This is a genomic window from Sediminispirochaeta bajacaliforniensis DSM 16054 (assembly GCF_000378205.1).
Classification (GTDB): domain Bacteria; phylum Spirochaetota; class Spirochaetia; order DSM-16054; family Sediminispirochaetaceae; genus Sediminispirochaeta; species Sediminispirochaeta bajacaliforniensis.
The window spans coordinates 37,218-53,156 of sequence record NZ_KB899419.1 but is presented as its reverse complement, the minus strand read 5'-3'; the positions used below and the strand labels follow the sequence as shown (position 1 = coordinate 53,156).

Sequence of the window (15,939 nt, the reverse complement as noted above, 5' to 3'; positions counted from 1 at the left end):
CATGTACACTATTCTCTTCGCCGCTCTTGCACGTCTTGTGCTGTTCGTAGTCGGCGGTTTTTTACTCTTCAGATTCACCCCCCTGAAGGACAAGCATTTGCAGTCCGTACTTTGGCTTACCATGAATGTTTTACTTCCCATCTATTTCGTTCGTAACTTCATCGTCGGATGGTCCAGCGCCGAGGGGTCGGGTTACCCCTTTATGGTCGGCTTCTTTGTTTGCAGCATTCTTTTGCTGCTTTTCCAGATGTGGCTGGGCCGCCTGCTCTCCCCTTTGGCCGTTTCCGAAAGAGCGCATCGTCGAGATTTTGTCCTTCTCTTTGCATTTCAAAATGCAGGCTATGTGGCACTTCCTATTATGGAATCCTTTGCACCTCCTGAACTGATGATTTTCATGTTTTTCTGGATCTTCGGATTCAACACCCTTTTCTGGACGCTCACCATTTCCCTCCTCAATTCCGACAGAGCGGCCTTCACCTTCAAAGTAAGCGGACCGCTGGTCGGAATTCTCATCGGCTTTTCTCTTTCTGTCTTCGGACTCGATAAACCTCTGTACGATTTTGCCCATAACGTGCTCACGCTTCCAGCAAAGCTTAGTATGGATCTCATTCTTGTCGCCCTGGGGGGGATCCTCGCTCTTATTCCAAAGGGCTCTTTTAAATTCCGCAAGGATTACCTTTTTTTTGTTATTGTAAAACTCTTACTCTATCCGTTCCTCATGTTAATCATCCTCTTCCATCTGCATCCGGCCTGGATTCCGAAACCCCTTTTGGCTCCCATGAAGCTGGCCCTCATCTTGCAGACGGCGGTTCCTCCTTCAACAAATCTGATGATCGCCACGAAAAAGTACGGAACAGAGCAGCAGGTTGCCTACATTGCCGGAGGAGAGATCATTACCTACCCTGCCTCGGTGCTTACCATGCCCATCATTTTGGTAATTTCCTTTTATTTTCTCCTCCCATAACCCTTTTCAATCATTAGAGCTCTATGAGCTTTTTGTTGACAACAGAAAATTCACCTCGTATAGTAAATCAAACAGAAAGCAAAAAGGAGACTGTTATGAGTTTTACCTCTGCCGACATCAGGAATTTAGCGATCGTGGGTCACAACGGCACCGGAAAAACCACCTTATTAGAACAGATTCTCTATAACGGTGGTGTCATTCCGAAAGCCGAAGGTGTCGATTCGGGAAAATCGGTAAGTGATTTTACCGATGAAGAACAGGAGCGGGGAATGTCCATCCATACGTCCCTTGCATCGCTCGAGTGGAAAGGCCATCAGATCAACTTGCTGGATACTCCCGGAACTGCCGATTTTATAGGAGAGGTGGTTTGTGCGTTTCGAGCGACCGAATCGGCAGTTATGGTGGTATCGGGTAGATCCGGGGTACAAATTGAAACAATAAAGCTGTGGCGGAGGCTAAACGGTAGAAATATGCCGAGGATAGTCTTCATCAACGAACTTGATAAGGAACATTCCAGTTTTCAAAAGAGCTTCGACGATTTAAAAGAAAAGTTTGAGAAAACCTTCGTTCCCGTGACCATCCCTATTGGTGACGGAACGGATTTCAAGGGAATTGTGAACCTTATCGAAAATAAGGCCTATCTCATCCATGAAGCGGCAGAAAAGGATGAGCCAATCGATATTCCCGCCGATATGAACGCTATGGTCGAGGAATATCGGCTTCAGATGATCGAATCGGCAGCCGAAGGCGACGATGATCTGATGGAAAAATACTTTGCCGAAGGTACCCTGACCGAAGATGAGATTCGTCTGGGACTTCGCGAAGGACTTCGCGACAATAAAATTGTACCGGTCTTATGCGGCAGTGCCGTACATAACAATGGTATAGCAAGCCTCCTTAATTTTATTGCAAATAACGCACCCAGCCCCGAGCATGTCAACGAAAAGGCCGACGATGCCGACGGGAAAGAGGTCGAGGTAGAAATCAATAAAGAAAAGCCGATGAGTTGCATGGTCTTCAAAACGACGATCGACCAGTTCAGCGGTAAGCTCAGCTACGTCAAAGTTGTCACGGGGGAGCTTAATTCCGATAGTGAGCTATATAATCCGAGGGAAAAGCGTAAGGAAAAAGGATCAAAGGTCTACCGGGCGATAGGGAAAAAGCTCATCGAGGTTCCGGAACTTACCGCCGGAGATATCGGCATCATAACGAAACTCGACGGTGTCAGGACCAACGATACCCTCTGCAGCAGTAATGAGATTCTAACCTACCATAAACTTGCCCTTCCCCAGCCGGTGTTCGCGCTCACCGTAAATGCTGCCAGCAAAAAGGCAGAAGACAAGCTCAACGAGTTTTTACACAGGGCAAGTGAAGAAGATCCCACCTTTGATGTTTCCTTCAATAAAGAGACAAAAGAAAGTGTTATCAGCGGGATGGGAGAGCTGCATATCACGATCATCCTGGATAAAATCCGCAACAAACAAAAGATAGAGGTCGAAACAAAAACTCCTAAAGTTGCTTACCGGGAAACTATTACCAAGCCGGCAAGCGCAGAATACACACATAAAAAGCAAACCGGTGGTCATGGTCAGTACGGTAAAGTGGCAATGGAGATAAAACCCCTTACCCGGGGAGAAAAGTTTACCTTCGAAAATGCCATCAAGGGCGGATCGATCAGCAAGGGGTACATGCCCGGAATCGAAAAAGGGCTCATTGAAGGAATGGAAGAAGGCTACCTGGCCCACTACCCCATCGTCGATCTCGGCGCGGTCATTATCGACGGTAAGGAACACCCCGTGGATAGTTCAGAAATGGCCTTTAAAATGGCGGCCAAGGGAGCCCTTCGGGCCTGCCTTGAAAAAGCGGGGGTTATGCTGCTTGAGCCGATCATGAAGCTGCGGGTCTTTGCCGATGAGCAATACCTCGGTGATATTCTTTCCGACCTTTCGGGAAAACGCGGCCGAGTACTTGGCCAGGAAAATCTTGGAGGAGGGATTGTGGAAATCGATGCCGAGGTGCCTCAGGCAGAAATGCTGCGCTATGCCATCGATCTTCGTTCGATCACGAGCGGAACAGGCAGTTTCGAACTCGACTTCGACCACTATGCCACCCTGACGGGCAAGAACGCCGAACAGGTCATAGCCGAATCAAAGGCGATGGTCACCGAAGAAGAATAGCCTAAAAAGAATGATATAGAAACGGTCGGATTCCTCCGGCCGTTTTTTTACGCCCGCTCATGTAGGGGAAGATACTCCCGTTGTACGGTCCTGATATGCTTATAAGCGGGGCGCATGATTCTTCCGCCGTTGATGATCTCCTCGATCCGATGTGCACACCATCCGGCGATCCTTGCAACAGCAAAAATAGGGGTATACAGGTCTTTCGGAATACCCAACATCGCATAGACAAATCCCGAGTAGAAATCGACATTGGCACAGATCACCTTGTCCACTCCCTTCAGCCTGCCAATCACCGCAGGAGAAAGGCGTTCAATCATTTGATACAATTCGAATTCCTCAAGCAGCCCCTTCTCTTTTGCCAGAATCCGGGCTTTTTCCTTAAGCAGAACAGCCCGGGGATCGCTGTAGGTATACACCGCATGGCCCATTCCATAGACCAAACCGCTCTTATCGTATGCCTCTTTTCGAACGATCTTTTCGATATAGGCGCTTATCTCCTCTTCATCCTTCCAGTCGCCGACATTGGCCTTAAAATCCTCGATCATCTCCCTAACCTTGATGTTTGCCCCGCCATGCTTTGCTCCCTTCAGAGAACCGACTGCGGCGGCAACGGCCGAATAGGTGTCAGTATCGCTTGAAGAAACGACATGGATGGTAAAGGCGGAGTTGTTTCCTCCTCCATGCTCGGCATGAAGGACCAAGGCAAGATCGAGGAGTTCCGCCTCAAGTTTCGTGTATTTTGCATCTGACCGAATCAGCCGGAGAAGATTCTCCGCGGTTCCAAGCTTTGGGTCGGGAGAGTGAATGAAAAGGGTCTTATTTGCATGGTAGTGCTGTTTTGCCTGAAATCCATAAGAGACAAAGACCGGGAAGCGAGCGATCAGACCCACCGCCTGCCGCAGCACGTTTTCAATGCTGGAATCCTCGGCGTTATCATCATAGGAATAGGAAGCAAGAACACTCCTGGCCAGCTTGTTCATGATATTGGAACTCGGAGCCGTGAGAATCATATCCTCGGTAAAGCCGTCCGGCAACAAACGTCTGCTGCCGAGAACCGTCTTGAACTCCTCCAGCTCGGCCTCATTCGGAAGCTGCCCGAAGAGCAGCAGGTAGACAGTCTCCTCATAGCCGAAACGCCGCTCTTTCTGAAAACCGTTCACAAGGTCGGCCACATCGATCCCGCGGTAACGAAGCCGTCCTTCCACCGGAACCTTCTCTTTCTCATCGACTATATATCCATGAACATCACCAATCTGAGTAAGGCCGACAAGAACACCGGTACCATCGTTATTCCGAAGGCCCCGCTTTACATCGTAACGGCTGAAAAAAGAGGGATCAATCTGATTATTTTTTAATATGATAGCAGAAAGTTTTTGCATATCGATGCTATGTGCCATAGATGTGGTACCCCTCCAGGTGAGAAATGAATATTATTGCAACAATAGTGCTATAAAATCGATTTTTATGCAAGAGAAGATAAACTATCGCTTTTGAAGCCAGATTTCCCGGATCAAGTGCATCTTATCGCGACCCTTTTTTTCGAAACGAGTTTCCGGTCTCCAGGGGATAGAAGACGCATAGCCTTTGTATGGATTTTCCAATTCCGGCACCTTTTCCGACTCGGCGAGGATCCACTGCGCATAATCTTCCCAATCCGTTACCATATAGATATACCCCTCAGGCTTCAGTACGGGCAGCAGCGATCGCAGGAAGGGGGCTTGAATCAAGCGACGCTTATGGTGCCGTTTTTTCGGCCATGGATCAGAAAAAAAGATATGGACCCCCGAAAGGAAAAGCTTTGGGAGCATTGTACGGATCAGAATATCCGCATCTCCTTGAACGACCCTGATGTTCTTTATCCCTCGCCGATCAATCTCATTCAGAAGGCGTCCGATTCCAGGCTTGTGGACCTCCACACCAAGGAAGAAATGATTGGGAAACTTCTCGGCGATCTCGACGGTGGCTTCCCCCATACCAAAGCCGATCTCCAAAACGATTCGGCCATCTTCGGGAAACCATTGCGACAAGGGCAGCGGCCTTTCTACTGAAAGGGTGCCCCCATAACGAGGCAATAGCTCGGCAAGAGCCCGCTCCTGCGAAGAGCTGAGTCTGCCGCTTCTTCTGCTGTAGCTTCTGATTCTTCTTTCCGGTTCTTCCACAATACCACGCTTCTTATTCGATCATTTCATCGGCAATTTTCTGAAGCACGGCGCGCACGTCGGAAAAGGACCGAGGATCAACACTAAAGGAATAGATACCTGACTTAATGAAAAAATGCAACATCTGGGGATCGGTAGCACTGTTACCGCAGACACTAATAGGACACCTCTTTCGCTCCGCCCCTTCGGCAACCATCCTCAGCAATCTAAGAACGGCGGGATGTTGCTGATCATAGAGGTGGGCGATCTGCTGGTTCGTTCGATCCACCCCAAGGACATACTGAACCAGATCGTTGGTTCCCACAGAGAGAAAATCGGCATGTTCGGCTATCTCTTCAACAAGCAAAGCTGCGGAAGGCAACTCGATCATCGCACCGATCTGGGGATTGGCATTATGCTCGATCCCCTCGGCCTCCAGCGCTCCGGCCGCCTCGTATACCACCTCCCGGGCCTCAAGAAAATCATCGGGGCCGGCCACCAGCGGGAAAAGAATCTTAATCGTTTTCCCCTTTCCCGCACGGAGAATCGACCGCAGTTGTATCTTGAACAAGTCCCGATTCTTCATTGCGTAGCGAAGCGACCGCAACCCCATAAAAGGATTTTTCTCATTTGAGGAGGAGGCCGACCGCAGAATCTTATCGCCTCCCAGATCAAAGGTACGAAACACCACATTATCGATCTGGTTCAATAATTTCTCATAAATAACGACCTGTTCTTCTTCCGTAGGGAAACTGTTACGGATCAGATAGAGAAACTCACTTCGATAGAGCCCGACCCCCCTGGCCCCCGACCTTTTGGCGGAATGGACATCACTGAGAATGTTGATATTCGCAAGAAGTTCCACATTCCTACCGTTCGGCAAGGCAATGGGCTCAAAGGGTTCCGCATAATCCTCACTTCGTCTGTCGGTTTCACGGCGATCGGTTTCAAGATAGCGATCAATAACCTCTTCGGCGGGGTCGACCATGATCGTTCCCTGATAGGCATCGAGGATAAGGAGTCGATTTTCCACATACTGGAAGAAATTTTTATCGCCTAAAAGAATAACAGGAACCTCAAGAGAACGGGAGAGAATCGAGATGTGGCTCGTCATTCCCGCCCCAAAGAGCACAAATCCTTCGGTATTCTGAACCCCCAATTTCACCAGCTCGGAAGGCAGGAGGTTCTGAGCAATCACAATCTGCCCCGAATAATCACCATCTTCGGTCTCATTAACCAGAAGATTTTTCAGAAGCCGGTGGCCGAGGTCTTTTACATCATGAACCTTTTCCTGGATGTTCTGATTTCTACTGTTGATGAAGAGCAGTACATACTCGTTGACAACCTTAACAACGGCCTGCTGCGGCGCCATTCCCTCCCGTATACTCTTACGCATTGAACCGGAAAAATCCTCATCGCTGAGCATGAGAAGATGGCTTCCAAAAATGAGGGAACCGACCTCCGACAGCGCATCTTCCATATGCTGCTGCAAGAGCTCCAGCTGGCGTTTTGTTTTTTCCAGAGCCTCTTCAAAGGCTGACTCTCCCTGTCGGTATTCTTCATGGCCGGCGCTCAAAAGGAGGTCTCCCCCGCTGCCGCTGACCAGCACGGCCCGCCCCAGGGCAATCCCGCCGGAAGCGGCCTCGCCCCGATAAAAATCCTTCAGGGGAAGCCGGCCATCGTTTTTTTCATCCTCTGCCTCTTCCGGGCCTCTGTTTTTCTGATTCCGAAGCTCAAGCAGAAGTTTTGCGTTTTCCAAAAACGCGGCAAGCTGACTTGCAATCGTTCCAAGGGCTCGCTGATCTCTTTCCGTATAATAGTCGGGTCTACTATCTTCAAGGACAATAACGCCGAGACGATGCTTGGAATGGAGAATCGGAACGGCGAGAAAGCTCTCGTAGCTCTCTTCAAAAATACCTTCGATATATTTAAAATGGGGGTCCTTTGAGCCCCTGGGAACATTAATGGCACGGGATTCCTTGAGGCTCGTGCCGGTAATACCTTCTCCCGGAGCAAGGGAAAGGATACCGATCATATCGGGATTGAGACCTACCGAAGCACGGAGGACCAGATTCCCCGATGTATTGTCAAGGAGAAAAATTGAACACGCTTCGGTCTCCATATGTTTGGCAACCAACTTTACCACAATATGCAGTAAACCATTTATGTTCGTCTTTTTATGGAAAATGCCGGTCAGCTCTCCGACGCTGCAAATAAGATCAAAGGTCTTCTTTTTCATGTTTCCCCCGGCATTATTATACTAAAGCCTGGAGCTTTTCTCTAATAAATTCCGATTTCTCTTTCAGGCCGATTGCTGTTGTATCCATATGTAAGATATTGGGCCGCTTCGGGTCGATCCGTACGGCACCCTTGCTCTCGGCTATCATCCTGACAACCTTTTGGGCCGATATCTTCGAAACCCTTCCGAACTCTATCTCAACATGTCCGCGCCGTTCTTTGAGAGAAACAATGGACATACGTTTGCAGAAAATTCTGATCTCACTGATGGCAAGAAGGCTCAGTACCTCATCAGGTATGGGCCCAAAGCGGTCATGCAACTCCGCAACTACCATCTGCAGATCTTCATCAACCTGGATGGCGGCGATCTTTTTGTAGACCTCCATCTTTTCGGTGGGATCGGTGATGTAGGAGTCGGGAATATAACCGGAATAATCGAGCTCAAGATAGACCTCGACAGAAATTTCTTCGCCGTCGCCTCTGCTCATTTCGGCCACGGCCTCATCAAGGATACGAAGATACATATCGAAGCCGACCGAAAGAATCTCGCCATGCTGCTGGCGGCCGAGAAGATTACCGGCGCCACGGACTTCCATATCCTTCATGGCAATCTTGAAGCCCGATCCCAGCTCGGTATAATCGCTGATGATCTGCAGACGCTTCATGGCAATCTCGGAGAGGGCGCGCTGTTCCGGGTAGAAAAGATAGGCGTAGGAACTGCGGTCCGAACGCCCGACCCTTCCCCTCAGCTGGTATAGCTGACTGATCCCATACATGTCGGCTCTGTCTATGATGATGGTATTGACGTTGGGAATATCGATCCCGTTTTCGATAATTGTTGTGGCAAGCAACACCTGAAAGGAGCCATGGATAAAACGATGCATGATATCCTCCAGCTGGCTGCTGGACATCTGTCCATGGGCGATCTCGACAAAGACCTCAGGGATAAGGCGTTCAAGAAATCTTCGCACCTGAGGGAGGGTTTCCACTCGATTATGAAGGAAAAAGACCTGACCGCCACGTTCCATCTCCCTTCTAATGGCCTTTGCTACAAGCTCTTCGTCAAATTCCTGAATAGTTGTCTCAATGGGACGCCTGTTGTTCGGGGCGGTGGTGAGCAGAGAGATATCACGAATTTTCAACAAAGACATGTGCAAGGTCCTGGGAATAGGAGTGGCGGAAAGAGAAAGACTGTCCACCGATGTTCGCAGCTCCTTAAGCCGCTCCTTATCTTTAACCCCGAAGCGCTGCTCTTCGTCTATGACGATGAGGCCGAGGTTTTTAAACAGAACATCCTTCTGAAGGATCCTGTGTGTTCCGATAAGAAGGTCCACGGAGCCCTCGGTCAGGGCCGAGAGGACCTGATGTTGCTTTTTCTTGGGAACAAAACGGCTTACCATATCAATCTTGACAGGATATCGCTTAAACCGTTCGCAAAAGTTCTCATAATGCTGCTCAGCAAGGATTGTCGTCGGTGCAAGAAATGCAACCTGCTTTCCTGCGACAACGGCCTTGAAGGCGGCCCTCATGGCAACCTCGGTTTTTCCGTAACCTACATCTCCGCAGATAAGCCGATCCATGGGACGGGCGCTCTCCATATCGGCCTTAACCTCTTCGATGCAGCGAAGCTGATCTACAGTCTCTTGATAGGGAAACTCAGCCTCAAACTCCACCTGCCAATCGGTATCCTCGGGGAAAGAAAATCCCCGGGCCTCTTTTCGCTTTGCATAAAGTTTGATAAGGCGATCGGCAAGGTCCTCCACGGATTTTCTAACCCGGGCCTTGCGACTCTCCCACCCCTTGCCGCCGAGCTTATCGAGTCTGGGGCTCTGCCCTTCCTGACCGATATAGCGCTGAACGAGGTTTACCTGCTCGATAGGGATAAAAATCATCTCCTGGTCGGCATATTCGAGCTTGATATAATCCCTCTCCGTACCGGCGGCGGTGATCCTGTCGATACCGAGGAATCGTCCGATTCCATAATTCACATGGACCACGAGATCGCCGGGATTGAGCTCGACAAAGGTATCGATAATCGCAGTCTTCGACCGCTTGACCGATGCAGGGATACGCTTTCTTCTTCCGAAGATCTCGTTCTCCTGAATTGCCATGAATTTAAGCTCGGGAAGGGAAAAACCCGATGAAATGGGCGCCGCAACGATGGATATCTCCTCATCTCCGACAAGCTGGCGGACCCTTGCGGCCTGACTGTCCGATTCTGCAAAGATGGTGATCCGATAGCCGGAATCCTTAAGATTCTCAAGCTCGCTTCGAAGGTATTGCATGTTTCCAAAAAAACTGCGGGGGCCTGTGACAGGAAAACGCATCCGGCCATCGGCCTGGGCATCCTTGATGGCAGGAATAACAAGCTTCTTTGCATGGCCGGAGCTGAGGCTTTCATAATCGAGAAGGATAGTCTCGGGCTTCGGCGCAGGAACCCCTTCCGAACGGGCCTTTCTGTAAAGCTCCCGATACTCCTTGCCCAATGTCTGGGCCCCTGAAATCAGCCGCTCCTCCTGGAAAAGCAGTAACATGGCGTCATCGTCAAGGTAATTAAGGAGGGTCCCCGGTGGATTGAAGCTGGCGGCAAAAAAATTCTCCTCATCCCTGCATCCTCCTTTTGCTGTCAACTCCTCAAGAAAGGCTTTTTTCTGTTGGCTTGGGGGCAAATTGGCATCAAGCATGCGTATACGCTCATCGCTCCAGATCAATTCATGAAAAGGATACAAGGTTATACGCTTCAGCTCTTCCGTAGACTTTTGGGTATCCGCATCAAAACGGGTAATCTTCTCTACCTCCTCCCATTCAAAAACGATGCGGACGGGCTCATCTTCTCCGCCGAGAAAGATATCAAGCACCTCACCACGGAGGGCAAACTCCCCTCTAACCGTAACCTTGGGAACCTTCGTATAGCCGTAGGATACCAGACGGTCCCGCAGGGAAATGGGATCGAAAGCCCCGCCGATGGTAATGGGAACAAGGGTCTGCTTAATCGATTCGGGAGGCGGGACCGGAGTGAGAAAGGCGCGCAAACTTGCTACAAGGATGACATGATCCCCTTTCAGCATCTGCACAAGGTAGTGGAGGCGCTCTGCTGCCACATGCGTATGAATGTGGTTACCGCTGTAGGCAACCTTTTCCCACCAGGGAAAGGCGTACGCCTTATCTGTAATGAGAGAAAGGTCCCCTACAAGCTGTGAAGCCTCTTGTTCCGTGGGAGTCACCACCAAAATCGTGCTCTTTCGCTCACGGAAAAACGATTCGATCAGATATGCAAGAAAAAACCCCTCCGGTCCTTCAAGAACCACAGGAAAACGGTCGGAACGGATCTGCTCGAAGAGTTCGTTTTTCGCACGATAGGCTTTTAGAAGATCGTTTAATTGATTTAGGAATAATGTTATCATCGTTTTAACCGAAAATAGGAATGATGCGACGGGGGAAATTCATGGCAACGAAACTTAAGATCCTTTTCTGCATACAGCTTCTTGCAATTCCGCTCAGCCACAGCTGGGGGATGGAATTAATGGTACAGCTATACGACCGCACAGTCTATACACCTAAAAGCACAATCACCGTACACATTACCGTAAAAAACAACGAATCGGAACCATTTCGTTTCCATGCCGCCGAAAAAAGATTATTCAACATCGACTTTGATGTTCGTAATCTGCGAAACCTTCCCATTGAACATTCTGAACACTTTAAAATAGAGCGGAATTCCAGTCAACGGGTTTTCTATCGAGAGATGGTCCTTCTTCCCGGAGAAGAATACTCTTTTCTTGCCGATTTGACCGATTTCGTCACCATAGATGTACCGGGGGTCTATACGGTCCAGGCAAGTTTCTATCCCGATCTTCAGACCTCGGAGGCAGCACAGAAAATCACCTCAAACACCTTGACGATTCAAATACATCCCGACCTATCAAATGTCCCCGCCTACCAGGAAAAGCTTGATGCCGAAACAGGACGAATCCTTACGAAGGAGAAGTTGCCGCCGGACGAAGTGGTTACCTATATGCTCAAAGCCCGGCAAAAGGGTGAATGGCCAAAGTTTTTCCTCTACCTTGATGTGGAACAGCTGATGCTTCAGGATCCACGGTTGAGGGTGGAATATCGTAATAAATCGGACGAAGAACGTTTTCAGATGGTGAATCAATACAGAGAAGCACTCCAGCAGCGGCAGGTCGATACCGATATTTTGGTCGTTCCCAGCAGCTTTTCTATCGTCAACACCTCCTATACGCCCACAGATGCAACGGTCGAGGTGGTCCAAACCTTTGAGTACAGCGATTTTTCAGAGAAACGAAAATACACCTATCTCCTGCATCGGGATAAAGGCTTCTGGATGATTCACGACTACTATGTAAGGAACCTGGGAACAGAATAATATGAAAGCAATGCTCGTTATCGAAAAAGATTCAATTAAGCATAAAGTAGTTGAACACCTTGCACCGCAGGGATTCGTCTTTATCCACTATACGAACCCACTAAAGGCGATGGACAACATCGATGAAGTAGCACCCGAGATTGTTCTGTTCAGTGCCGCCGATTACCCGCGGCACTGGAAGCCGTTCCTTCAGCTTTTCAGACAGGGAAGCGATGCAGAGGAAAAGCCCTTCATCCTTCTTCGGGGGGAACATTTCGATGAGGAAGAAGGAACGAAGGCAGGTATCCTCGGTGTAAACGCCATCGTAAAGGAAGATTTCGCAAATCCTGAGGATTTGGCCCTTCTGGAAGATATTCTGGCCCGCTATGCCGTCTGGGATGATAAGCGTTACGACAGACGCTACGTTCCCTCTTCGAAACACGATCTCGAATTTATGTTTACCCATCCTCAGAGCCTACGTATCATCACCGGCAGAGTCGAGGACTTTTCGGCCGGAGGGCTTCTTTTCCTGCCGGAACCCGGCATATCGCTTCTCGATCTTCAGATCGGGACGACCATCGATCTGTGTACCCTCAATGTCTCGGGAGCTTATTTCGAAATCAGCGCAAAGATCATTCACAACAGCGGCCCCATATCATTCAAATTCATCGATCTGCCTGATGACTGCCGTATTGCTCTTAATGAGCTATTTGAAGCGGAACGGCAGGAGGCTCTGAAAAGGCACCTGAGTTAAAGGTTCCAAGGGGCTCCTCGTCCCTTCTTTTTTTTTGAGGAAAAATCGGCTATACTATTAACATGAGTATCCGTAAATATCTTGAAGCACAGCCGATTTTTCAGATGGCTTCCTATGATTTTCGGGAAGAGCGAACAAGAGACTCGGTCATCTTCAGCGGTTCACCCAGACGCCATCCCTATGATCAGGAAAAGATGCTCCTGATCGTTGATCCGTCGGGAGAGACAACTCATTTTCTTGAATTCCTCATCGCCGATATCGCCTTTTTTGAGGCTCTGCCCAACATCGTTACCGGTGACGGGAAAGCGATACCCATGGCACGCATCTGGATCCCTAAAGGACGTCTCGGTATCGAATACACCCCTTTCGAAGTAGCCGATCCGCCCAAACATTTCTCTTCCATCGACCGCCTGAACGAAATAGTCAATGGATATGACCGGTAAGGCACGGTTCTACGAACTGTCGCCTTCCGTTTCCGGAGGCGATTCAATCCTAACCTGTCGGTTATGCCCCAATAATTGTCGCATAATCGATGGCAGGACAGGGCGATGCAAGGCGCGCATCCGCAAAGGGGCCCACCTCGAAATACCACTGTATGGACGTATCTCATCTTTTGGAATCGATCCGGTCGAAAAAAAACCCCTTTACCACTTTATGCCGGGAACGGAAACATTCTCCATCGGCTTTTTCGGTTGTTCCCTTAGCTGTCCCTTTTGCCAAAACCACCGCATCAGTACAAGTTACGGCGAGAGAGACGTAGAAGCAAGCCCCGTGATCCTTGCCGACGAACTCGTAGACAAGGCGATCGCGGCTGGCATGAAATCCCTGGCCTTTACCTACTCGGAACCGACAATTCATATCGAATATCTGCTTGAAGCGGCAACGATTGCCAGGAAGCAGGGCCTCAAAACAATACTGGTGACAAACGGCTATCTCCAAGCCGACCCCAGTAATGAAATATTGGAACTCATAGATGCGGTCAATGTAGATCTGAAGGCCCATGACGATGAATTGTACCGGCGGGAACTTGGGGGTGCGATAGAACCCGTACGTACGTTTATCACGCGTTCCGTCGAAAAGGGGGTCCATACCGAGGTTACCACCTTAATCATTCCAGGCAAGAACGATGATATTGAAGGTATTAGAAGCTCGGCCCGGTTCCTCTCGACCCTCGATCCCGATATCCCCTGGCATCTTTCTGCATATTATCCCTCTTTTCTTTATAAAACTCCGGCCACCCCTACCCTAAGCATAGACAAGGCTGTGGCCGTCGGCAGGGAATACCTGCATTTCGTCTATCCGGGTAATACACGGGCCGACGGAAATACTCGCTGTCCGGAATGTGGCTCAACGGTCATTCGGCGACAAGGATATACAACGACGGTGCTATTGGATGATGCTGGAAATTGCCCTTCTTGCGGAAGAAGGATTGCAAAGATTTTTTGAGAAAGCCGTTGACACACTACGCTACTTTTGTGTAGATTACACTCGTTCGAGAGAACATTCCCCTGTAGCTCAGTTGGTAGAGCGGGTGGCTGTTAACCACTAGGTCGGCAGTTCGAGTCTGTCCGGGGGAGTCATTTTCCTTCGGGCGATTAACTCAGTGGGAGAGTGCTACCTTCACACGGTAGAAGTCACTGGTTCAAATCCAGTATCGCCCATGAGTAAATCGTTTCAATGCAAAGAAATAACACTATTCCTTGAAAGCGAGGGGATAGTGTTTTTTTATTTTCTTTTCTTTTTACCTGATTTGTACCATTTTATAAGCATCTCTCTTTCATGGCTATAAGCTATAAAAGCAGAATTGGGAAATTATTTTAAGCATCGTTGCGCTTTCCTCACCGTGCAGGCAGAAGACCATAGGGAACTCAATTGCCTGGAGCCATTGCAGGCGAGAATATGCTATAATCTTTCGATACATGTGGTTTTATTACCGACAAAAAAGGTTGTATTAAGGTAATTATCACTACTATAGTTTCCATATAAGGATTCCATCTGGATGAGTATGCAATTGCCACTGCTAAACCAACAACTGATAAAAGCAAAAAACCTAAAGACCGTATTTTCCATCATCCTCGATGAGGGCGGCATTTCCCGGGCCGAAATTGCTAAAAGAACAGCCTTAAGCAAACCCACCATCTCCTCTTTGGTCGAAGAGCTCATACAAAAAAACTTTATTGTTGATTCGGGAAAACAACAAGTATCAAATTCAGTTGGCCGAAGACCCAATACACTTTTTGCACTGGAGAAGCAACATTTCATACCAGTTGTTACCTGGACCAAGGACAAAGTAATCGCAACACTCCTCGATATCTTCGGTACCGCTATAGACTCGCAAGAACTTATGGTCACGGGAAAAGAGGAGTATACAGCGGCAACAAAAAAGCTTTTCACATTGGTCTGTAATCGTAAGACCGTAAACGGCACCATCCTTGGCTGCTGCCTTATACTGCCGGGCATGATCGATTCCGCCCACAACACCTTTTATTCGCATCCATTGGGAATCCACGATACGAATGCCATGAGTACCTATGAAAAAATCCATGAGTGCTGCAGCGATTATCCCCTGGCAGTCCTGCAGGATACTGCTTGCTATGCGTATGCGGAAAAGGTGTTTGCCAATATTACGGAAGAAAATTTTGCCTTCATTAATTTCAATCAAGGGATTGGAGCCTCTTTGTTCATCGAAGGAAGGATGTTGGGAAAAGCAAACGGTGCCTTTACCCAGTTTGGCCATTACTCCATAAATCCGGAAGGCGATTTGTGCACCTGCGGTAACAGGGGCTGCCTCGAAAATGAGATTGGCGAGGGTAGCTTGGAGCACCGTGTCCCGAAGGTGCCCGGCTGCAAGGGAAATCGTATTGAACAGTTTGGCAGTTACAAGGCCCTTGGAACTGCGGTACGCGATGGTGACACTATTGCCCAACAGGTTCTGAATAGCCTTGCCAGTGATTTTGCTCAGGCCCTGCGGAATCTGATAAGTATCGTCAACCCTTCCCTCATTATTCTTGGTGGGAGGTGCCAAAACCTAGGAGCATCATTTCTCGCTTCGGTCCAAAGCTCCATCGACGCTCAGGGCTTTGGCCAAATGACCTCGCATACAACAATCCAATACACTAGTCTCGATTCGGATTCCTATCTGAAAGGCGCCGTACGATATTTCTTCGACATGTATTACGAATTTTCCGACGCCCTTGGTAATCCGATCTATATTGGATAAGCCTAAAAGACGCCTATTTTTTCTTCAAGCCAGATCTTCCGCCGTCTCATGGCGGTGTGCGCTGATCACCATTATTCGC

11 protein-coding genes and 2 tRNA genes are annotated in these 15,939 nt (G+C 49.0%); 9 read left to right on the top strand and 4 right to left on the bottom strand.

Features of this window, described 5'->3' with window-relative positions; genetic code table 11:
- The first annotated feature begins 1 nt into the window (after position 1).
- Entirely contained in the window at positions 2-964 is a 963-nt protein-coding gene (locus F459_RS0114050) for an AEC family transporter (protein WP_020613352.1), read from the top strand.
- A 95-nt stretch (positions 965-1,059) separates the two neighbouring features.
- Entirely contained in the window at positions 1,060-3,141 is a 2,082-nt protein-coding gene (fusA, locus tag F459_RS0114045; protein ID WP_020613351.1) for an elongation factor G, read from the top strand.
- A 47-nt stretch (positions 3,142-3,188) separates the two neighbouring features.
- On the opposite strand, the gene F459_RS0114040 is transcribed toward fusA, so the two are convergent.
- From F459_RS0114040 to mfd, 4 genes are all read right to left on the bottom strand, one after another.
- Positions 3,189-4,541: a citrate/2-methylcitrate synthase gene (locus tag F459_RS0114040; RefSeq protein ID WP_020613350.1), complete on the bottom strand. Its 1,353-nt coding sequence runs from the start codon at positions 4,539-4,541 to the stop codon at positions 3,189-3,191.
- A gap of 84 nt (positions 4,542-4,625) precedes the next feature.
- Positions 4,626-5,303, bottom strand: coding sequence for a tRNA (guanosine(46)-N7)-methyltransferase TrmB (gene trmB, locus F459_RS0114035; protein ID WP_020613349.1), 678 nt, complete (start codon positions 5,301-5,303; stop codon positions 4,626-4,628).
- Between the two features lie 13 nt (positions 5,304-5,316).
- Positions 5,317-7,521, bottom strand: coding sequence for a phosphoenolpyruvate--protein phosphotransferase (gene ptsP, locus F459_RS0114030; protein WP_020613348.1), 2,205 nt, complete (start codon positions 7,519-7,521; stop codon positions 5,317-5,319).
- A gap of 16 nt (positions 7,522-7,537) precedes the next feature.
- Positions 7,538-10,924 carry a transcription-repair coupling factor gene (gene mfd, locus F459_RS0114025; RefSeq protein WP_020613347.1) on the bottom strand — a complete coding sequence of 1,129 codons (3,387 nt, stop codon included), beginning with the start codon at positions 10,922-10,924 and terminating at the stop codon, positions 7,538-7,540.
- Between the two features lie 41 nt (positions 10,925-10,965).
- Between mfd and F459_RS0114020 the strand changes: the two genes are divergently transcribed.
- The 7 genes from F459_RS0114020 to F459_RS0113990 all read left to right on the top strand — a co-directional run bounded on the left by F459_RS0114020 (position 10,966) and on the right by F459_RS0113990 (position 15,860).
- Positions 10,966-11,907 (top strand): hypothetical protein, encoded by a 942-nt coding sequence (locus tag F459_RS0114020; RefSeq protein ID WP_020613346.1) that lies wholly within the window; start codon positions 10,966-10,968, stop codon positions 11,905-11,907.
- Position 11,908: 1 nt separating this feature from the next.
- The gene (locus tag F459_RS0114015) at positions 11,909-12,640 is read left to right on the top strand and encodes a PilZ domain-containing protein (RefSeq protein WP_020613345.1); all 732 of its coding nucleotides are present in this window, start codon (positions 11,909-11,911) and stop codon (positions 12,638-12,640) included.
- A 62-nt stretch (positions 12,641-12,702) separates the two neighbouring features.
- Positions 12,703-13,083, top strand: a complete 381-nt coding sequence (locus F459_RS0114010; RefSeq protein ID WP_020613344.1) for a hypothetical protein — start codon at positions 12,703-12,705, stop codon at positions 13,081-13,083.
- A complete protein-coding gene (gene amrS, locus F459_RS0114005; protein WP_020613343.1) occupies positions 13,067-14,086 on the top strand; it encodes an AmmeMemoRadiSam system radical SAM enzyme in 1,020 nt (339 codons plus the stop codon). Before F459_RS0114010 ends, amrS begins: the two co-directional genes overlap by 17 nt.
- A gap of 58 nt (positions 14,087-14,144) precedes the next feature.
- A tRNA-Asn gene (locus tag F459_RS0114000) sits at positions 14,145-14,217 on the top strand.
- 12 nt (positions 14,218-14,229) lie between these two features.
- Positions 14,230-14,301 (top strand) — tRNA-Val (locus F459_RS0113995).
- A 338-nt stretch (positions 14,302-14,639) separates the two neighbouring features.
- On the top strand, positions 14,640-15,860 hold the full coding sequence (locus F459_RS0113990) for an ROK family transcriptional regulator (protein ID WP_020613342.1): 1,221 nt from the start codon (positions 14,640-14,642) through the stop codon (positions 15,858-15,860).
- Positions 15,861-15,939: the final 79 nt, after the last annotated feature.